This is a genomic window from Dyadobacter sp. CY261 (assembly GCF_021440085.1).
GTDB lineage: Bacteria > Bacteroidota > Bacteroidia > Cytophagales > Spirosomataceae > Dyadobacter.
This window is the reverse complement of the sequence record NZ_JAKCPW010000003.1, coordinates 223519-244153: the sequence shown is the minus strand read 5'-3', so window position 1 is coordinate 244153 and position 20635 is coordinate 223519. Positions and strand designations below refer to the sequence as shown.

Sequence of the window (20635 nt, the reverse complement as noted above, 5' to 3'; positions counted from 1 at the left end):
AGAAATGGAAGAAAACTTAGATTTGGAGGATCAAAACCTACAAGATTTGCTTCTTCTGGAAATCATTGAAAAGCACGACAAAGGTGAAACGATTAGTTATGACGAGTTTCGTAAAGAAATGGGTTGGGAGTGATTAAGATTTCAGGTTATTTTTCTCAGCCAACCGCCGTTTCACGATATCCCCGGGATATTTCAAAGCCAGCTCCCGGATGTCGTAAGTGAATTCTTTAAAAGTCTCTTCCCAAACTTCTGCTTCGCCGGGTTCATACTCATAAAATCCGTGGGAGTTGAGTACGCCTTTGCCGCCTTCACGCACGACTTTGTCGATCAGCTCGGGCACTTCCGTGCTGTTGTTGAGGGTAGGAAGCAGGTTTTTCATCACGGTGTGATAAGCCGGAACGCCTGTAAGGTCCATCCAGCGGAACACGCCCACGAGTGTCATGAAGTAACCGGCATTGTTCCGGCACGAGCGGTCCACATCTTCGATGGTAGCGTAGCCGTTCTCGACCAGGCTGATTGCCTCGCGGTACATGGCATACATCAGACGATTGGTGATGAAGCCCGCAATGTCCTTCCTGACCAGAATGGGCTCTTTGCCCCACAAATGCGATAGCTCGTACAGGTATTCGCCATTTTTAATATCCGTATCATCGCCGCAGATGATTTCCAGGAAGCGGGTCGTATGGGCTGGTTCGGTCCAATGCAAGCCCAGGAAGCGTTCCGGATGTTGCGTCAGTTTTTGGAGTTGGCTGATCGGAATGGCGGAAGTGTTGCTGGTCAGAAGAGCGTCGGCCGAAATCTCCTTTTCGATCTTTTGATACACTGCATTTTTGATATCGATGTTCTCGATCGTGCATTCATTCACCAGTTTACAGGGATACAGCACTGAATAATCTTCCGTGATAATCAGTCGCCGGAGATAAAATTCTGGCTCGTTCTCGACAATGCCGTTTTGCCAGGCATTCTGCAAATGCTCCCGGATGCGGCGCTCGGCATGATCCAGGTCGGCGGAAATCGGGGCCACGGCCGCAACCTGGTGGCCGGCGATAAGCAAACAAGTCACAATGCTGCAACCCATTAAACCAAGGCCAACAATGCCGACGGGTATTTCGTTTGGATTCATTTGAGAAGACGGATTTAGGATTTGTTGCAGGAAATATAATGGTTAAAGCGATTTCTGACCATTGGTTACTACAAAAAAAGCCCCGGAATCAACGATTCCAGGGCTTTATATCGACCTACGTCGGATCTAGCGCGACCAGCTATCAACTTCACTTTCCACCTCTTCTCTGGTTTTACCTATCCGCTTCTGAATTTTTCCAAGAAGTTCGTCTTCTTTTCCTTCTTCATAAAGCAGGTCGTCATCAGTCAGGTCAGCATATTGTTGCTTGAACTTACCTTTGATTTCGTTCCAGTTACCTTTTACTTGTTGTGTGAATGCGCTCATGATTGTGTGGTTTTTTGGTTTGTAATGACGCCTTTGTGGGCGCTTATTGCATTACTACTCTCAAGAACCGTTCCATCGCCGTGAATGCTTCCAAGCGCATTTCAGCACGAACCGATGAGCAAATTTTTACACGAAACGTCCAAAATCTTGCAAATTCCTTAGGCATTGTGTCGCCCGATCAGCTTGTCCAATCGAACGATACCCTGCACCATCGAGCGCACCGAATGATAGTTGACTTTCCACGAGTGGCTCATATGTTTCCAGATTGGCTCACCCTGGCGTGTCAATAGCGGAAGCCATTCGCCTACGGAATGGTGGATCATTTTGTCAAAAACAAAGCGGTGCGTGGCATCGTAAGCTTTCAAATACTTTTCGTCGCCATAAACGCGGTAGGCGTCGAGCATCCCGATGATCACTTCGGCCTGTTGCCAGAATTCCTTCTCCCGGTCGTACACATCACCAGCATGAGAGCCTTCCACATACACTCCTCCAAATTCCCAGTCAATACCGTGCTCGACAGCATGATCGTAAGAAGCTTTGAACTGGTCGTGGTATTCGTCATATGGAATGCCCGCGATGTCGAGCGCGTGCATGAGGAGCCACGCGAACTCGACGTTGTGGCCGTAGCTGGTATTATCTTCAGCGGCGCTTTTCAGCCCATCTTCGGTGAACCGGTCCCAGCCCCAGATAATGTCGAACTTGATCTGCGGTGCCACGGTCCAGTCTTCCCAGAACTGCGGTATGCCTGTTTTATATTGCGGATGCATGATCTTGTTAATCAGCAACCGGATAATTTCAATAAGCTTACGGCGGTGAACCTGTTTTCCGGATGCTTCATATAAGGTAGTAAATGCCTCCATTAAGTGCATATGGGCATCGAGCGTCTTGCGATCGCCGCCTGCTGCACCGGGACCCTTCAGGTCCCAATTACGGTGGAACATTTCGAAATAACCTCCGTAATAAGTATCCGCACCATGTTTTTGTAATAGATCAAAGACCTTTTCGGCATATTCCAACCCGCGTGGATCGCCGGTGGCCAATGTGTATTCCGAAAGGCTATAAATCGCGAAACTGAGCCCGTAGACGATCTTTTCGTCGATTTTGACGTTGCCTTTGCGATCCATGAGCCAATAGAACCCCCCATATTCATCGTCCCACATCTTGTCGATCAGAAAATCCACTCCGTGCCTCGCAATGTCGGCATAACGCCCTTCGCCGTAACCCGCACGATGTGCGGAAGAGAAAGTGAAAACCGTGCGCGTCTGGGCGATCAGCGACTTTTCGTCTTCTCCCGAATCATTGCCTGCATTGTCGAAATGGGTGATAAAACCGCCGTTTTCCTTGTCCACACAACGATTTTCCCAGAAAGGAAGCAATTCGGTTGTTAAATGCTGGCGGATTTCCTCGCGGTAGCTTTTCAATTGATCTACATTCATTGGTTTAAGAAATGGTCAGAGTTTTGAAATGGTTAAAGGATATGTATTTAAAAGCTAAGTCAGTTTAATGGTTTTGCCCGTTTTAGCGGCTTCGTAAATCGCCTGCACGATGCGGATATCACGCAGGCCTTCCTCACCGGGAACGAGTTGAGGTTTGTTTTGCATAATGGCCAATGCGTCCTCGTCCATTTGTTTGGCCTGCTGGTTCTCGACCGGGAAGTTGATCTCTCCCAGCGTACTTGATCCCCGGTTACTATTGTAGGCAGAGAAATTATCCATATGCAATGAGCCCTTGTCGTAATTTACTTTCAAAAAATTGGTGTTAATGCCATGGCTACCGGTGCAGTTGGCCACCGCGCCACTCGGGAAATGCAGCTGGAAATGCGTGATCTCATCGGCGTCCTTGAAAATCTCCGGCCGGTTCACCACATGCTGCGCCGTAAGCGACAAGGGTTCTTCTCCGGCCGCCAGCCGTGCACCCTGTAATGCGTACACGCCCATATCGTACATCGCGCCCCCACCCATTGCCCGCTGGACTTTCCAGTTTCCGGCCCGGCTTTCCTTGTAACCGGCCGCGCAGGAAATTAGCTGTACTTTCCCTAGTGTCTGCTCTTTCGCAATGCGCATAAATTCCTGGGTATTAGGGTCGTGCTGGCAGCGGTAACCGATCGAAAGGCTTTGCTTGTTGTCCTTGCAGGCCTTGATCATATCCTCGCATTCCTGGACCGTCATGGCCATTGGTTTTTCGCAAAAAACATGCTTCCCCGCCTTGGCAGCCCGTATCGTGTATTCCTTGTGCATCGAAGGCGGCAGCACCACATATATTACGTCGATGTCCGGGTTATTGGCTATCTGATCGAAGGTTTTATAACTATAAATGTTTTTATCTGGAATATTGTACTTTTTCTTCCAGGTATCTGCTTTCTCGGGCGAGCCTGTTACGATGCCTGCCAGAAAGCAGTTTTTGGTCTTTTGCAATGCAGGCGCGAGCAGGTCGGTACTGTAATAGCCAAGCCCTACCAACGCGACACCGAGGCGGTCTTTGGGTTTAGACAACGCAAAGACATTTGGTGAAAATATCGATGCCGTAAGCATTCCGGCACTGCCAACGAGGAAATCGCGGCGTGAAAAAGGAGTGATAATTTTGGGTTCCATAGCTTGGTTTTTTCTAGTTAAGACAGGGCACGGACATAACTACTTGACGCGATTTAGATACCGGCATGTCCCGATGATTTGCAAATGCTGGCGCATACTTCGTAATTCGCGAAGAATTCATCAATCCCAATCCCATGAGCAATCCCGAAATCGTAGAGGTCCTCGAACTGACCGCCAAACTGCTGGAACTGCACAATGCCGACCCTTTTAAGATCAAAGGCTATTCGGTAGCGGCTTTTTATCTGGATAAATACAAGGAAGGTGAACTGCAATTCATGACCGAGCAGGAACTGACCAAATTGCAGGGGGTTGGGAAAAGTACAGCTACCAAAATTGCGCTAATTGCCAAAACGGGCACATTTCCGGAATTGGAAGAACTGATCGCCAACACACCACTGGGTGTGATGGAAATGTTCAATATTAAAGGTATTGGTCCGAAGAAGATCGCTGTGCTGTGGCAGGAACTTGGAATCGATAACCTGCATGAACTGGAACTGGCTTGCCTCAATGGCACGGTTGCCAAAGTAAAAGGCTTCGGCGGCAATACGCAGCAAAAGATCCTTGATTCGCTGGCATTCCTGAAAGACCAGGCCGGGAAGCTCCGCATGGACAAGGCCGAGGCTGTGGCGCAGCTGATTGCGAATGAATTGAAAAAGACTTTCGATCAGGTAGAAGTAGCAGGAGAAGTGCGCAGGAAATCGGAGGTTGTGGAGACGATCCGCGTTCTGGTAGGGACGGATTCTCCGGCGCTTTTACAGAACACTGTCGGTGAAATCGAACTTTTGGTGCAGAATGAAAAGATATCGTCGCCATTCGTTTGGCGAGGGAATGTACAGGATGTTGCCGTTGCGATCGAGATCGTGGCGGTGAAGCCGGAGCGGCTGGTGAATGAATTGTTTCTTGAAACCGCGGGCGTCGACCACCTCGGACTGAGCGGAACATCAGGAAGCACAATCTGGCGACATGCCTATTATGACACGGCCAATACCGAGCATAGCATTTACGAAAAGGCCGGCCTGCCCTACATCGTCCCTGAAATGCGCGAAGGGGCGGGGGAGATTGCCTGGGCCGAAACCCGCACGCCCGACCAGCTTGTGACCTGGGATGATCTCAAAGGCATTCTGCATAATCACAGTACTTATTCCGACGGCCAGCACACGCTCGAACAGATGGCCGTGCATTGTCGCGATCTTGGTTTTGAATACCTCGGCATCGCCGACCATTCGCAAACCGCCACTTATGCGCAAGGGTTGAAAGTAGAAGAGGTTATCCGCCAGCATGAAGAAATCGCGAGGCTCAATGCGCGTTTTGCGATTGAAAACCCTGCAAAACCATTCAAAATTCTGAAGGGCATCGAATCCGACATTCTAGGCGACGGATCGCTTGACTACCCGGCTGATGTCCTGGCTTCTTTTGACTATATCGTAGCCTCAGTGCACAGCAACTTATCGATGACGCTCGAAAAGGCCACAGCTCGTTTGCTCAAAGCCATTGAAAATCCCTACACAACCATATTAGGCCATCCCACAGGCCGCTTGCTCCTCTCTCGCGAAGGGTACCCGATCGATCACCAGGCCATTATCGACGCCTGTGCCGCCAACGGGGTTGTCATCGAGATTAATGCCTCTCCCTGGCGCCTCGACCTCGACTGGCGCTGGATCTCCTACTGTATGGAAAAAGGCGTCATGCTCAGCATCAATCCCGACGCACATGCCAAAGAAGGTTATCTCGACATGCATTACGGTGTCGCCAATGCAAGGAAGGGCGGATTGACGAAGGATATGACCTTTAATGCATTGGATTTGGGGCAGATAGAGGATTATCTGAAAGTGCGGGCTTCGAAGGCTTTATGACGATTTTTAAAGTGTCGTTATGAAATAGTATTACTATTTTTATAGTGTGCTTATAAAATAGTATTGCTATTTTTACAGTGCACTTATAAAATAGTAAACAATGTTCGTTTCGCGGTACATTTATCCAGAGCTGCTTGCGCATTCAACCAAAAAGCAAATCACCGTACTCACCGGAATGAGACGGACGGGGAAAACCACGTTGTTGAAGCAATTGATGACGCAATGTGACATTCCACAGAAGCATTATTTTGACCTTGAACGGATCGATGTGCGCGTGCTTTTCTCCGAGCCGAACTACGAAACTATCGTGCAAGCGCTGAGTCGGCAAGGAACGGACTTCTCGAAAAAGGTATTGATATGCATCGACGAAATCCAACTGGTACCCAATCTGCCAAGCGTACTGAAATACCTGTATGATAGTTACGATATTAAATTTATCGTCACTGGTTCGAGTGCATATTACATGAAGAACCAGTTTTCAGAATCATTAGCGGGCCGGAAGAAAATCTTTGAGATCCATCCTCTGACCTTCGGAGAGCTGCTTGCTTTCAAAGGAATTAAGGCAACGAGTTCAGACATTCGGGAGGCGTCCAGGTTTATCCCGTCGGAATATGAGCGACTCAAAGGTTACTATGACGAGTACATTGATTTTGGCGGCTTTCCGGAAGTTGTGCTGGCAGATTCGGCGGAGGACAAACGCGACCTGATTAGTGATATTATGAGTTCGTATATCAATTTTGATCTGACATTCCTGTCGGACATTCGCAATCCTACCAATTTATATAAGCTTGTCAAATTGTTATCTGTTCGAATCGGTACGAAGCTGGATATTTCCAAGCTTACAAGCCTGACGGGAATGGCGCGTCAAACTGTTGAGAATTATCTGGACCTGCTGGAAAAGAGCTATCTGGTGAAGACAATACCGGTACTCTCAAATAGCCCGGATCGCGAAATAGTTAAGGCAAAGAAAATATACTTCCTGGATAACGGCATTGCTTCGCTCGCGGGCGAACTTAGCAGCGGATCAAAATTTGAAAATGCGGTCTTTAATCAGTTGATGCATGGTGGCGAGGTTGCCTACTATCAATTAAAGAGCGGCAGGGAAATCGACTTTATCGTGAACCAAAAGCGGTGTTTTGAAGTAAAAGAGACCGGAACAGAGGCCGATTTGAAGGGGACGGAATCGTTGGCAAAGAATCTGGGAATTACCGAAGCGTTTGTGGTGGGCCGACACCCGGTAAGGTTATTCGAAGGCTTTATCTGGGGAGGTTTTCTTCAATAACCTCCCTTCATCAATTCAACAACAAAAAATTAAAACACCCTTACCTCCAACTCTTTATTCAAAATTCCCTCTGGTAAATGTGCTGTAATGCCCTCCCGCAATGCATCGATCAGCCGGGCCTTCATTTGCTCGCGGTTGACGACCAGGCATACTTCACGGGCAGGTTCGGGGAAACGGAAGTGGCGGATATGCTTCTGCCGCTCTCCGGAAAGCTCCATCACAGCCATTTCGGGAAGAATAGTGATACCACCATTGCGTTCGACCATGCGGATGAGCGTTTCGATGCTGCCCGACCGGTAACTGAAACTGCTTCCAAACTGACTGTTGCGGCTCAACTCGCACAGGCGTTGGATTTGCGTGCGAAAGCAATGGCCTTCTTCCAGCAGCCAAAGTTCGTTGGGTTCGATGTCTGTCGGCAGAATATACTGCTTCGCGTACAGATCGGTTTTTTCCGAGACGTAGGCATAGAAACGCTCTTTGTACAATGGTATCTCCTGCAAACTGTTTTCTTCCGAAACCGACGCGATAATACCTACATCCAGGTTGCCTATTTTTAGCTCAGAAATGATCCTGTCGGTGATCATTTCCGAGACGTGCAGTTTGATATCCGGATAGCTTGAAATAAACGGGTTTACAAAATGCGGAAGCAGGTAAGGTGCGATGGTTGGAATGACTCCCACGCGTAGCTCCCCCGATAAGTCGCCATTGAAATGCTTGGCGATCTCGTTGATCCGTGATGTCTCCCGAAGAATGGTTTTGGCTTGGTCGATGATCTCCCGCCCGACGCCCGTGGGAACGATAGGCTGCTTAGTCCGGTCGAAAATTTTCACCGAAAGCTCTTCTTCCAGTTTCCTGATCATCATAGAAAGTGTGGGTTGGGTGACGTTGCAATGCTCGGCCGCATGGACGAAATGGCGGTAGTTGTCGACGGCGACGATGTATTCCAGTTGCTGGATATTCATGCTGTTAATAAATTTTCTTTATGCAAAAATAGAAATTATCATTTTGATTGATCTATTCCTATTGAACCTTTCATTAAGACCTGACCATTAAGCAGGGACTTCATCTGAATGATTGCAATCCTATTCAGTTCAAATATCCGCTCGGATGCCAGCAACCCGCGCCCGATCAGCATGGCATTGATACTTTCAAGGTTGGAAAGGACAACGAGCTGTTCCATGGTCGCGGAATCGCGAAGATTGCCTCGGTTTTCGTTGTTTTTATTCCAGTCCCGGGCAGTCAGACCAAATAGTGCCACGTTTAAAATGTCAGCCTCTTCTGCGTAAATTCTGTTTACTGCAATCGGGTCCAGCTCTTTAGGAATCAGATTTTCCTTGATGGCATCGGTGTGGATGGTATAGTTGATTTTGGATAAACTGCGTCGTAAATCCCAATCCAGTTCTAATCGCTTGTTTTCCTCATCTTTTAGTCGCTGGAATTCTTTAATCAGATAAAGTTTGAAAGACGCTGATATCCAGGAAGCAAATTCAAAGGCGATGTCCCGGTGCGTAAATGTGCCGCCATTATATCGCCCTGTTTTTGCTATCAGACCGATTGCATTGGTTTTTTCTATCCATTGCTTGGATGTGAGAACATAGCTGTTATGTCCGGCTTCATTTTTAATGTTACCGAATTCGGTAAGATTAAAATCAGGATTGTGCAGTTGCTCCCAGAGCCCGTTGAATTCGATGGTGAATCTGGTGCTCAGCCAGTGAGAGATCACAAGGCCGGTGGCGGCATTTTTCTGGCGTGCAATGTCCGTCAATGAGATAAATTCCCCATTATCGCGGCTTAGGACGCTAATCTCCTGTTCGTTAACAAAAAGCTTCTGATTTTTGCGTGCTTGAAGAATGTTTTTGCGTGATACATTCCTCTTATACGAAGCTCCTTGAAACAGGTAACAACTTGTAGTAGCATTAAATCATCATTAAACTTCCTTCTTCAAAGATTCTGGCTATTGCATTTCCCTCAGGAATTGTAACTTAGCCTTACTTTAAACTATCACTCACATTAATTTTATCAACTATGAAGAACCTGAAAGCATGGATGCTCCTGGCTTTGATGGCTGTGGCAACGCCGATCTTTGCGCAGACTGCGGCGGAAAAACAGAAGACGGAGGCCAAAGTGAAAAAGGATGGCACGCCCGACAAGCGCTATAAAGAGAACAAACACCTCAAAAAAGACGGCACGCCTGACAAGCGTTACAAAGCGAACAAGGCTGATGCAACAAAAGCCGACACCACAAAAGCTCCCAAGAAGAAGTAGTTGTCAGGAACATAGCTCCGAATATTTTTAGGAAAAGTTTAGGGTAAGCGCCCGACCGGTTGTCAATTCATTGTACAACCCGAGTCGGGCGCTTATTTTTTACATAAACTAGTCGGTGCAATGAATGCAGCCTTAGCGGATAACCACGTAACGGTTTTGAGCAGGGACAGAGAATCGGAGTTCGAGAACGTTTTCAAGAAACATTTCAAAGGGCTGCATGCCTATGCCTGTACGATCTTGAAAGACGATATCATGGCCGAAGAAATGGTCCAGAATGTGTTTTGCAGGTTGTGGGAAAAGACGGACCATATCGATATCCGGGAGTCAGTCAGCGGGTATCTCTATCGGTCGGTTTACCACGAAAGTCTGAATTATCTCAAACATCTGAAAGTTCGGGAGGCGCACCAGACTTATGTGATGCACCAGGAGCAGCAGAGCGCCCACGCTTCGCATGCCCTCGAACTGTCGGAGCTCGAAACCCGCCTGGATATCGCATTGCGGGAGCTGCCCGAAAAATGCCGTACGATATTCCAGATGAGCCGGTTCGAAGAATTGAAATACCAGGAAATCGCCGATCGCCTCCAATTGCCGGTCAAAACGGTCGAAAATCAGATGGGAAAGGCATTGCGGCTTCTCAGGGTCAAACTGGTCGATTTCCTTCCGGCGTCCATTTTACTTTTTTTCCTCAGCTGATCAGTCATGAAAACAGAACACAATCCCAACATAGATGAATTACTGGTAAAGTCGATGCTCGACGAAGCCAGCATTGCGGAGCAGATCGAAGTCAAACAATGGCTCCTCGACGACGATGATCACCAGCAGTATTACGAGCATTTCGAACTGATCTGGAATGAAAGCAAACACTTTGCGCAGGTGAGTACCGTGGATGAAAATGCAGCCTGGGAGCGTTTTAAAGCCAGAACAAGGATTACTGAACCGGAAATTATTCCGATGTATCCGAAACCTGTGTTCAGGATATTGCGTATGGTAGCGATGGTGCTCATGACGGCCGGTGTGGGCTGGCTGGGTTACCTCGCCGCGACGCGAAACGCTTCTCCGGAAATGCTGACCGTGTACTCGGGCATGCAGACGCTGACCGACACATTGCCGGATGGCTCAGTGGTTACGCTTAACAAAAAATCAAGTATCACCTATCCGGAGGAATTTAAAGGGAAGGTACGTCCGGTACAGCTTACAGGTGAGGCGTTTTTTGATGTAAAGCCTGATAAAACCAAGCCGTTTCTGATCTCGGTCAATGACGTGACGGTGAAAGTAGTGGGTACGTCATTTAATGTAAAGGACAATGCGAGTAAAACGGAGGTGATCGTGGAGACAGGCATTGTCGAGGTTTCAAGAGCGGATCAGAAGGTGCGCATTACACCACATGAAGAAGCAACGGTTGTAAAAGCAAGCTCGGAAATGCAGAAGGGCAGGACAGGAGACGAATTTTATAACTATTACAGGACCCGGCGACTGTTTTGTGATGGAACGCCGCTATGGCGGTTGGTCGAAATCCTCAACGAAGCATATGAGGCCGACATCGTCATCGGAAACGAACGATTAGCGGAGCTGCCGATCAATACGACATTCCACCAGAGTTCTCTGGAAAGTATTTTGGGCGTCATCAGCGAAACCCTTTCACTCAAAGTCGAACGCCATGGCGGGCAAATCATTTTGAAATAGCCTTATCTTTCGGGATGAATCAGAATTCTATATTCCGTAGTGTAATAAGGCTTGCTGTGATTTGGATAATGGTCCCTTGGGGGTGTTTTGCGCAGCAGATCCTGAACAAACCGGTTGATATCTCTGTAAAGGGACAACCGGTTTCCGGCGTTTTGAAGTCGATGAGCGAGCAGGGGAAGTTCTATTTTTCCTATAACAGCAATCTGATTTCCGGCGATAGTCTGGTTACTTTAAATGTAAGCCGGCAGCCGGTGAGGCAGGTGCTCGAACAACTATTTAACCATCAATTTCAGTACAAGGAAAAAGGGGATTATCTGATTATCCTGCCGGTCGCAAAAGAAAGGTCATTTCACGTTACCGGCCACATTTTGGACGATGAAACCGGCCAGCCGGTAGATTATGTCAGCGTGTATTCGCAGCAGTTGCTGGTGTCGACACTTTCGGCGGACGATGGTGCTTTCAGGCTGCGGATCAAAGACCGTGCATTTCCTGTTCACCTGACCATCAGTAAAGTCGGGTATGGCGATACCACGATGGTCATCGGTGAGGCCGACGAAGCAGACCGCATCATGCGCATCCAGCAAAAAGCCGTGGACCTCGACCCGCTGATCGTCCGTTATGCGGAAGGCGAAACGACCTGGCTGGGTCGTCTTTTCCTTTCCCGACGCTTGCGTGCGCAAAGCCGGAATATCGGCCGCTTTTTTGTGGCATTGCCTTACCAGGCTTCGCTGACGCCCGGGTTGGGCACGCACGGACGCATGAGCGGGCAGGTGGTGAACAAGTTTTCCCTTAACCTCGCAGGAGGTTATACCGCCGGTGTCAATGGTGTCGAAATTGCGGGTGGTTTTAATATTTCCAAAGAAAATGTGCGCTACGTGCAACTGGCGGGGGCATTTAATGTGGTATCGGGGCATGTCAGCGGCGTGCAGGTGGCGGGTTTCAGCAACAATGTGCTCGATTCCCTGAATGGCGTGCAGGTCTCCGGGTTTAGCGGAATGGTCCGGAAACGGGTAGACGGTGTACAGGTGAGCGGTTTTCTGAGCAGGACAGGCGGTGTCATGGCAGGCGCTCAGGTATCCGGTGCAATCGGGCTGATCCGTAACGGCGGACATGGTGCGCAGATATCAGGTGGCTACAACCAGGTGCGCGGGACGTATGAAGGCGTACAGATTGCCGGTGCGGCCAATAACGCCCGCGACTCGGTCAAGGCAACACAGATCGCTGGTGGCCTTAATATGGCGAGAAACATCAAAGGATTGCAGCTCGCACCATTCAATTATGCCAGGCGAATGCGGGGCGTACAGATTGGAATCGTCAATATCGCCGATAGTTCTTCCGGTGTAAGCATCGGCCTTTTCAATCTCATTCGGAAAAGTACTTCCAATATCTCGGTGTATGCTACAGAAATAGCATCACTCAATGTGGCCTGGAAAATGGGTACACATCAATTTTACAGCATATTGGTAGCAGGAACAGGTTTCAATGGTGAAAAGAAGGTGCAAACATTCGGTGCCGGGATCGGGCGGGAGTTTTATCCATTTAAAAAAGCAGGCTTTTTCGTAGAAATCCTGAACCAGAATATTTATCAGGGTAATTGGGAGGAGATGCCTTCCACTTATCGTCTGCAAATTGCGGCCACTTACAAGCTTGGCAAACGTTTCCTGCTGTTCGGAGGGCCTTCATACACCATTTATGATAGTGACGGCGTAGAGCAGAAGGCAGGATACAAATCTTTTCCTATTAGCGGCTACCCATCTATCAGCCTGGGCAGTGACAAAGTTACGTCCTGGATCGGCTGGCAGGTGGGCGTAAGCTGGCGGTACGGAAATTTGTGAATGCGCAAGAAATCTGTTCGAAAACATGGAAAAGGCCCGGAACCAATCGGTTTCGGGCCTTTTCCATGTTTCGTTGGCCGTTCTGTTAATCGATGCCGACACCTGCACTCGCGTAACCTGTCACGGTATTGATAAGGCCAATTCCGGTTGCTGTAGCGGAATATACCAGCAAAAACCTCTGACCTGCGGTTACGGGGATACTGAGCCCGCTTGTCGTTCCGCTGGCAGTAAAGCCAACTGACAAAATACCTGAAAGTGCCGGTGCAAGGTTTACAACCGCACCGGGCACAGGCGAAAATGAATTACTTCCTACCGGTGCTGAAAACAATTGAGCCTGTATATTGAGCGATGTGCCTATAAGTGCCAGGCCTACTGTATTGCTAAAGAAGCCGGAGAGCGATGTGATGGTCCCGGCGCGTGGTGCGACGAACGCGAAGTTGGTGAGCAACGTAGCATCAATAACACCGCCCACGAGCGATATGCCTGGTGCCGAAGAGCCAAAGCCCACTACCGACGTCGTTCCGACAAGTCCGCCCAAAATAGTTGTCATCACGATTGGTGCACCGGAGGCATAAGGAATAATTGTGCTTCCGGCAGCTGCGGCTTTCAAAGGCACCCATTGGCTACCGGTGTAATACCAGAAGCCTGAGTCACCATTAGTTTGATACACCAGCAAGCCCGTGGCCGGAGTCCCGATGGCCGCACGTTCGGTATCGAGCATACGCGGGATCAACAAACCTTTTGTAGTGGATGTTACATCTAGTTGCGCGCTGCCATCCGGGCTGATGGTCCCGATACCCACCTGGGCATTGGCTGCGAATGCGAGCAGCGCGAATAGCGCGGCCAGTAATGTCCCCTTCAGGTTCAGAGAGGATAGAAGAACGTTGAAAATATATAGTCTTTTCATGAGAATGCGATAGTTTATTGTTTGACGATTTTGATAACCTGTGTCTTGCCGTTAGTCGTTTCTACTTTTACCAGATAGGTGCCGGCCGGATAGCTTTTGAGACTGAATTCCTGACCTGCCTTAGGTTTCGATAATTCGAGAAACGAGCGTCCCGACAGATCGGTCACTTTCACGCTGGCGAGCGCTTCCCTGGAACCGATAAGAAGTTTGTCAGCCACAGGGTTGGGATAAGCGCTGATCAATCCTCCGGATTCCAGGCGGATCGATTCGATGGTGCTGTAAGCGTAGCTTCCGTCGATGTCCACCATTTTGAGCCGGTAGTACTGAGTACCATATCGCTCGGCACGGTCCGGGAACGAGTATTCCCTTGTGATCGCACTCTCCTTCGCTGCGTTGACCGTTCCCAATGCGGTCCATTTCCGGGCGTCCTCGCTTTGCTGGATTTCAAAATGGTCGCTGTCCCGCTCCTCGGAGGTTTGCCAGTAAAGTACCGTCGCATTTTCCACCCGTTTTACCGCGAAATTGACCAGGGTAACCGGCAGTGCGTTTTCCTGGGCAGCAGTGAGGGATGTAAAATTGGTCAACGGTAAAGTGTTGGAAATGTAGTGCTGGACTAGGTTAATACTACTTCCAGTGGTGGACACGAAGGTGGCATTGCCATGCGTAAGCTGCAAAGTACTTTCTGTGTTACCGTTAAGCTCCGAAGCCCGATAAAAGAAACCCGCAACTCCCACAAAATTCACCGGCGTGGTGAAATTGTAAACCCTCGCGATGCTGGGCGGCGTGCCCGGAATCGGTGTAGGAGTGATAGTGAGTGTCTGGGATGTAATCGAAAAATCGACGCTTGGCTTCAGCGTGAGGCTGTCTATAAAGACTTGAGTGTTTTGCGCAATAAAGAACCCATCGGTTCCTGCTGTAAACTGCGCGTGTGCGGCCATGGTTGGAAGTAATGCCAACTGGCAAAAAAGCAGATAACGTTTCATCATAAGTACGAAGGTTGTTTAATAGGGAATATGATATTGAGATAAATATATATAAACATATAAAGAAAGTAACGGAATTGACATAATTATTTCTACTATTTTGTCTTGTCAAATAAACCTAGTTTGTAGAAATATATTCAACATGTGAGGTTAAACTAGTTTTTTAAATGACCTTACTCTTGTAAAAATTATAAATTATTTCTACTACATCATCCAGTTGGATGAATGTTAGTTGTAGAATTATATTTCATGATCATATTTAAGACGGATTTCAGTCAGGTTTTTTCTCAGAAAATTTAGGGTAGAAGGCAATCCGGTTGTCGGTTAAATGCATACGTTCAACCCGATCGAATCGAAGGCCTGCGAGGATTTTGGGTGAGTGTATGCATTTGAACAATCAATTTTTAAATGCATTACCCATGAAAAACTTGTTTTTGAATCCATCCCGATTTATCGCCATCATCATACTGCTGACCGCATTCTCCGGTAGCGCAATTGCCCAGCGTGACAGTTCTGCCGCAGTGCATATCGGTTTCATTTATCCGGTAAGTTCCAATGGCAAACAGGCCGCTTCTATTACCAACCGCTTTTCGCTTCATGCCATTGCCGGCCTTTCGAAAGCAGAGACGGGTGCGGCCATTGCAGGAGTGGCCAATATTGTTAAACAAAATGTCAGCGGAGTACAAATGGCCGGTGTAGCTAATGTGATCGGCGGCTCGGCGAGTGGCGTGCAATTGTCGGGAGTCGCTAATATAACTGGCGGTAGTTCTACCGGTGCCCAGTTGGCGGGATTCGCTAATATCACCGGCGGGGAGGCGAGGGGAGCACAGTTAGCCGGTTTTATGAACCTTGCCGATGCTTCCGGCTCGGCGCAAGTGGCAGGCTTCGCGAACATCGTCCGGAAAGATGCCAAAGGGTTACAACTGGCGGGTTTTCTTAACAGAGCTAACGAAGTGAATGCGCAGGTGGCTGGTTTTGCCAATGTCGCCAAGAAGGTGAGAGGCGTCCAGCTGGCCGGCTTGATCAACATCGCCGATAGCAGCGATTATCCGATCGCGATTTTCAATTTTATCAAAAACGGTGAAAAGTCGGTGGCCATAACACTCGACGAAACCATGACTGGCATCGTTTCTTTCCGCTCGGGCGGGCGTGTGCTGTATGGGATCGCGGGTGTCGGTTATAATTTCAAAGACAATGCGGAACCGATGTATGCCGCCGAAGGAGGCTTAGGTGCGCATATCCCGCTCGCAGGAAGCTTCCGTCTGAACCTCGAGGCCGTTAGCCATACGCTCACCGATTTTGATGGAGGCAGTTATTTCAAAAATTCGATCCGGGTGTTGCCCGCATTAAAATTCGGCAACCGGTTCGAAGCATTTGCTGGTCCAACGCTCAACTACGTTTCATACGAACGGGAAAATGACTATGATTTTGTCAAAAATTATATCTGGAAGAACAGCAGCAGCTCGAAGGACTTCCGGGGACTTTTTGTAGGCTTCAATGCAGGCGTACAATTCCTGTTCTGATGCGGGCGCTCCGTTTCAGGCTGGCCCTCTGGGGTTGGCGCTCTTTGTCAGGCCTGATTTTCCGGGTACTGATCAACCTATGGCCCTATCGACGCAATATGGTGCTCGTGAATATGTCCCGCTGCTTTCCCACGCGTTCCGACAAGGAGATACGGCAGATGGTTACCGCCTATTTCCGGCATCTCGCCGATCTGATCGTCGAGCCTTTTATGATCAGTAGAATGCCTCACGGAGGTCTCGGATGGTTGGTTCACTACGAAAACACGCAGCTGATCGACAAACTCCTGCAAGAGAAGAAGCGCATTGTGCTGATGGCTTCGCATTATGGAAGCTGGGAATATTTGCTGTCGCTGCCGTTGCAGACTAATTGTGAAGTTCTTGCTGCCTATACACCCGTCTCTAACAAATGGCTGAACGCCTGGCTCTTGAAGCTCCGGGGGCGCTTCGGCGCTGTAATGGTCCCGAAATCGGAGTGGTACCGCAAAGCCATCGGCTGGGACAAAGGCTCCCCGGCGATTTTTGTCACCATCGCCGACCAGCGGCCGCCTGAGTCGGGCAAATACTACCTTAACTTCATGAACCGCAAGACGTTTGTTCAGTCGGGTGCAGCGCGAATTGCCATCCAGGGCGATTGTGCAGTAGTATACCTGGATGTGAGCCAAAGGAAGCGAAATACGTACCATTTCAGGTTCCGGCTCATTACCGAAAAGCCGCGGGAACTCGGTGAGGCGGGCATCATGGAACACTATTATAAAGCGCTGGAAAACACCATCGAGCGGCAGCCGGAGCTCTGGCTGTGGTCTCACAACAGATGGAAGTTCCATTCACTGAAGGGACAAAAGCCGGTCAGCGCATTGAAATTGTAGTAATATTCAGCAAAGGGTAGGCCTTTTTCCCAACTAGCGGATTTCGACGTGTTTTTGTAAATAATTGCGGGCGAGTGTTTTATGTAATAATGGTTTGATGGGAACCATAATTTTACCTGGCGGCGGTCAAACCAATTATTTACCAAAACAAAGCATTATGAGAAAATTAGCATTTATGGGTGTGTTTCTGATCGCCGGGATGATGGCAGCATGTAGTGATGACGACGAGACAACAGACCCAACTCCCGTGTTGCCCGAACTGAAAGTTGCCACAACGCTTTCCGGCGCCAACCAGGTACCCGCTAATCCATCAACAGCTACCGGTTCAGTAGATGGTACATTAGACCAGGAGTCGAGGATTTTGAGCATCAATATCCTTTACAGCGATTCCACAACCACCGATTCGGCAGCCACCGATTCTGTGTTCACTCCGACGGCCTGGTACATTTCAAAAGCATCGGCCGATTCCTCGGGCTCATTAGTGATCGATCTCGGGACCGATTTCAAAACACCCTTCGCGTTTAAAGATACTTTGACCGAGGCGCAGGTTGCCGATCTCAAAGCTGGCTTGTATTATGTAAATATTGAGTCAGCCAAATACCCGGAAGGAGAGATCAGGGGGCAGCTTAAAACTACGGAATAACCCACTAATTAAAGCACCTTTGTGCCCCAAAAAAAGAAGAGCGGCCCCGCAAGGATGCCGCTCTTCTTTTATATTAGATGAGTAGTATGCTTGATCAGAACAGGCCTTTGGCTTTTTCGAGAGCCGCATCCAGCCCGCTTGCATCGGAACCGCCCGCCGTTGCGAAAAACGGTTGCCCGCCGCCGCCGCCGTGGATTTCTTTCGCAAGGTCTTTGACGATTTTACCTGCATTCAGGCCGGTTTCCTGTACCAGATTTTCGGCAATGAACACGGAAAGCTGAGGTTTACCACCGATTTCTGCCCCGAATACGGCGATCAGGTTCTCGACCTGGTCGCGAAGTTCATAGGAAAGCTGTTTCAATGAATCGGCACTGGGAACATCCACTTTCTGCACGATCAGGTTGAATGTGCTGTGGGTTTCCATACTTTCGATTAGCGAAGTCTTCAATGTCTGGATCTTCTCGTTTTCAAGCCCTGCAATCTTTTTCTGCAATGCCGAACGCTCTTCGATCAGGCTTTCAACCGCTTTGACAAGGTCGGATGGCCCTTTGAGCAAATCCTTGATCTTATTCAAAGTTTCTTCCTGCTGGCGCATCAGTTCCAGTGCTTTTTCACCGGTTACGGCTTCTACCCGGCGAACACCAGCCGAAACCGAACCTTCCGAAATGAATCTGAACACACCGATCTCGCCTGTCGAAGGCACGTGCGTACCCCCGCAAAGCTCGAAGGAGAACTTGGGATCGAAGATGATCAGGCGTACGAAATCGCCATACTTTTCGCCAAAAGTAGCCGTAGCACCTGCGTCCAGCGCTTGCTGAATGGGCACGTTCCGTCTTTCTTCCAATGCGATATTCTCGCGGATCTTCTCATTCACGCGGTCTTCGATCTTTTGCAGCTCTTCATCAGTCACTTTCGTGAAATGCGCAAAGTCGAAACGCAGTACCTCTTCGTTCAGGAACGATCCCTTCTGACTCACGTGCGTACCCAGCACCTCACGCATAGACGAAAGCATCAGGTGCGTAGCCGTATGGTTTGCCTTGATCCTGTTACGACGACCGGTATCGATTTTCGCAGTAACGATCCCCGAGCCGGACAATGCCTCATCAAGATCCTTATCGCGGGAAATGTGCACAAAAAGATCATTCTCCTTCTTGGTATCAACAATCGCTATCCTCCTTCCTCCTTCCTCCTTACTACCCGAATTGAAAATAAGCTCGCCAGTGTCCCCCACTTGCCCTCCCATTTCTGCATAAAAAGGCGTGCGGTCGAGCACAATGTGATATTCCTCGCCAGTCTTGGTCTTCACCTTGCGGTATTTCACAATGTGGCTGTGTGTCTCTTCAAAATCATAACCCAGGAATTCCACACCATCGGATTCGCGGAGTTCAATCCAGTCCGTGGCTTCTTTGGCGGCATCCTGGCGGGAGCGTTTTTTCTGCGCTGCCAATGCATCCTGGAAACCGGTTTCGTCGATTTGGAAGTTTTTTTCGCGTGCGATAAGGGCGGTAAGATCAACGGGGAAGCCGAAAGTATCGCTGAGTTCGAATACCTCGTCGCCTGGAATGGTGTTGAAACCCTTTTCTTTCAGTCCGGAAATTATGCTATCCAGTCTTTTCAACCCCGATTCGAGCGTGCGCAGGAAGCTCTTTTCTTCTTCCAAAATCACACGGGTAACAAATTCTTCCTGGTCTTTCAGTTCGGTAAATACATCCTTGAACTGCTCGGCCAATACAGGTACCAGCTTATGAAAGAATGGCTCTTGCAGGCCGAGGTAGGAGTAGCCATAACGCACCGCGCGGCGCAGGATACGGCGGATCACATAACCTGCTTTCACATTAGATGGTAATTGTCCGTCGGTGATGGCAAATGACACAGCGCGGATATGATCCGAAATCACGCGCATGGCGATGTCGGCGAAGGGCTCTTCGTTCTGCCCGTATTTTTTGCCTGAAAGCGTTTCCAGCACCTGAATAGTATGTTGGAAAACGTCGGTGTCGTAGTTCGATGTTTTTTGCTGGATAGCCATGCAAAGGCGCTCGAAACCCATTCCGGTATCGACGTGTGTCGATGGGAGCGGGATAAGCGAACCGTCGGCCTTACGCTCGAATTGCATGAATACCAGGTTCCATATTTCCACTACCTGAGGATGGTCGTTGTTAACCAGTGACTTACCCGAAACTTCGGCCACCTCGGCAGGCGAGCGAAGATCGATATGGATCTCTGAACAAGGGCCACACGGACCGGTATCGCCCATTTCCCAGAAGTTATCCTTTTTATTGCCCAGGATAATGCGCTCTTCCCCTACAATGCCTTTCCAAAGGTCCCATGCTTCCTGGTCGAAGGGTACACCATCGGCCTCGTTTCCTTCAAAAACAGAGACGTACAGTCTCTCTTTAGGTAGTTTATAAATCTCCGTCAACAATTCCCAGGCCCAGCCGATCGCTTCTTTTTTGAAATAATCACCAAACGACCAGTTGCCGAGCATTTCGAACATGGTGTGGTGATAGGTATCAAAACCGACATCTTCGAGGTCGTTATGCTTTCCTGACACGCGCAGACATTTTTGGGTATCCGCGATGCGGCGCGACGGCGGCGTGCCGTTGCCGAGAAAAAAGTCCTTGAACTGCGCCATCCCCGAGTTGTTGAACATCAGAGTGGGATCGTTCTTGGCCACCAGCGGCGCCGAGGGTACTATTAAATGCTCTTTACTGCGGAAAAAATCAAGAAAAGCCTGACGTATTTGATGCGAGGTCATTG

19 protein-coding genes are annotated in these 20635 nt (G+C 49.0%); 10 read left to right on the top strand and 9 right to left on the bottom strand.

The annotated features are described in order from the left end of the window. Nucleotides 1-4: 4 nt before the first annotated feature. The gene (locus LZD49_RS35520) at nt 5-133 is read left to right on the top strand and encodes a hypothetical protein (RefSeq protein ID WP_255720988.1); all 129 of its coding nucleotides are present in this window, start codon (nt 5-7) and stop codon (nt 131-133) included. On the opposite strand, the gene LZD49_RS10945 is transcribed toward LZD49_RS35520, so the two are convergent. From LZD49_RS10945 to LZD49_RS10930, 4 genes are all read right to left on the bottom strand, one after another. Then, entirely contained in the window at nt 134-1123 is a 990-nt protein-coding gene (locus LZD49_RS10945; protein ID WP_234667389.1) for a 3-hydroxyacyl-CoA dehydrogenase family protein, read from the bottom strand. Between the two features lie 126 nt (nt 1124-1249). Further along, nucleotides 1250-1447, bottom strand: a complete 198-nt coding sequence (locus tag LZD49_RS10940) for a CsbD family protein (RefSeq protein WP_234667388.1) — start codon at nt 1445-1447, stop codon at nt 1250-1252. Nucleotides 1448-1605: 158 nt separating this feature from the next. Further along, nucleotides 1606-2883, bottom strand: a complete 1278-nt coding sequence (locus tag LZD49_RS10935; protein WP_234667387.1) for an AGE family epimerase/isomerase — start codon at nt 2881-2883, stop codon at nt 1606-1608. Nucleotides 2884-2937: 54 nt separating this feature from the next. Continuing rightward, on the bottom strand, nt 2938-4038 hold the full coding sequence (locus LZD49_RS10930) for a Gfo/Idh/MocA family protein (RefSeq protein WP_409021316.1): 1101 nt from the start codon (nt 4036-4038) through the stop codon (nt 2938-2940). A gap of 134 nt (nt 4039-4172) precedes the next feature. On the opposite strand from LZD49_RS10930, the gene LZD49_RS10925 reads away from it, so the two are divergent. Together LZD49_RS10925 and LZD49_RS10920 are read left to right on the top strand one after the other, a co-directional pair. Then, nucleotides 4173-5891 (top strand): DNA polymerase/3'-5' exonuclease PolX, encoded by a 1719-nt coding sequence (locus LZD49_RS10925; protein ID WP_234667386.1) that lies wholly within the window; start codon nt 4173-4175, stop codon nt 5889-5891. A 100-nt stretch (nt 5892-5991) separates the two neighbouring features. Further along, entirely contained in the window at nt 5992-7173 is a 1182-nt protein-coding gene (locus tag LZD49_RS10920) for an ATP-binding protein (protein WP_234667385.1), read from the top strand. A gap of 29 nt (nt 7174-7202) precedes the next feature. On the opposite strand, the gene LZD49_RS10915 is transcribed toward LZD49_RS10920, so the two are convergent. Both LZD49_RS10915 and LZD49_RS10910 read right to left on the bottom strand, forming a co-directional pair. Beyond that, a complete protein-coding gene (locus LZD49_RS10915; RefSeq protein WP_234667384.1) occupies nt 7203-8135 on the bottom strand; it encodes a hydrogen peroxide-inducible genes activator in 933 nt (310 codons plus the stop codon). Nucleotides 8136-8173: 38 nt separating this feature from the next. Continuing rightward, complete coding sequence (locus tag LZD49_RS10910) at nt 8174-9025, bottom strand: KilA-N domain-containing protein (RefSeq protein ID WP_234667746.1); 852 nt, start codon at nt 9023-9025, stop codon at nt 8174-8176. Nucleotides 9026-9198: 173 nt separating this feature from the next. On the opposite strand from LZD49_RS10910, the gene LZD49_RS10905 reads away from it, so the two are divergent. From LZD49_RS10905 to LZD49_RS10890, 4 genes are all read left to right on the top strand, one after another. Further along, complete coding sequence (locus LZD49_RS10905; protein ID WP_234667383.1) at nt 9199-9438, top strand: hypothetical protein; 240 nt, start codon at nt 9199-9201, stop codon at nt 9436-9438. 120 nt (nt 9439-9558) lie between these two features. After that, nucleotides 9559-10131 (top strand): RNA polymerase sigma-70 factor, encoded by a 573-nt coding sequence (locus LZD49_RS10900; protein ID WP_234667382.1) that lies wholly within the window; start codon nt 9559-9561, stop codon nt 10129-10131. A 6-nt stretch (nt 10132-10137) separates the two neighbouring features. Continuing rightward, nucleotides 10138-11121 (top strand): FecR family protein, encoded by a 984-nt coding sequence (locus LZD49_RS10895; protein WP_234667381.1) that lies wholly within the window; start codon nt 10138-10140, stop codon nt 11119-11121. Nucleotides 11122-11177: 56 nt separating this feature from the next. Continuing rightward, nucleotides 11178-12956 carry an STN and carboxypeptidase regulatory-like domain-containing protein gene (locus tag LZD49_RS10890; protein ID WP_234667380.1) on the top strand — a complete coding sequence of 593 codons (1779 nt, stop codon included), beginning with the start codon at nt 11178-11180 and terminating at the stop codon, nt 12954-12956. Nucleotides 12957-13041: 85 nt separating this feature from the next. Here the strand turns inward: LZD49_RS10890 and LZD49_RS35715 are convergent, their stop codons facing one another. Together LZD49_RS35715 and LZD49_RS10880 are read right to left on the bottom strand one after the other, a co-directional pair. Then, entirely contained in the window at nt 13042-13863 is an 822-nt protein-coding gene (locus LZD49_RS35715) for an exosporium glycoprotein BclB-related protein (protein ID WP_304488709.1), read from the bottom strand. A 14-nt stretch (nt 13864-13877) separates the two neighbouring features. Next, nucleotides 13878-14849 (bottom strand): T9SS type A sorting domain-containing protein, encoded by a 972-nt coding sequence (locus LZD49_RS10880; protein ID WP_234667379.1) that lies wholly within the window; start codon nt 14847-14849, stop codon nt 13878-13880. A gap of 416 nt (nt 14850-15265) precedes the next feature. Between LZD49_RS10880 and LZD49_RS10875 the strand changes: the two genes are divergently transcribed. The 3 genes from LZD49_RS10875 to LZD49_RS10865 all read left to right on the top strand — a co-directional run bounded on the left by LZD49_RS10875 (nt 15266) and on the right by LZD49_RS10865 (nt 17878). Continuing rightward, complete coding sequence (locus LZD49_RS10875) at nt 15266-16369, top strand: hypothetical protein (protein ID WP_234667378.1); 1104 nt, start codon at nt 15266-15268, stop codon at nt 16367-16369. Continuing rightward, nucleotides 16369-17235 carry a lysophospholipid acyltransferase family protein gene (locus tag LZD49_RS10870; RefSeq protein WP_234667377.1) on the top strand — a complete coding sequence of 289 codons (867 nt, stop codon included), beginning with the start codon at nt 16369-16371 and terminating at the stop codon, nt 17233-17235. Before LZD49_RS10875 ends, LZD49_RS10870 begins: the two co-directional genes overlap by 1 nt. Nucleotides 17236-17392: 157 nt before the next feature. After that, a complete protein-coding gene (locus LZD49_RS10865; protein WP_234667376.1) occupies nt 17393-17878 on the top strand; it encodes a CHRD domain-containing protein in 486 nt (161 codons plus the stop codon). Nucleotides 17879-17972: 94 nt separating this feature from the next. Here LZD49_RS10865 and alaS read toward each other — a convergent pair whose 3' ends face one another. Next, nucleotides 17973-20633: an alanine--tRNA ligase gene (gene alaS, locus LZD49_RS10860; protein WP_234667375.1), complete on the bottom strand. Its 2661-nt coding sequence runs from the start codon at nt 20631-20633 to the stop codon at nt 17973-17975. Nucleotides 20634-20635 lie beyond the last annotated feature (2 nt).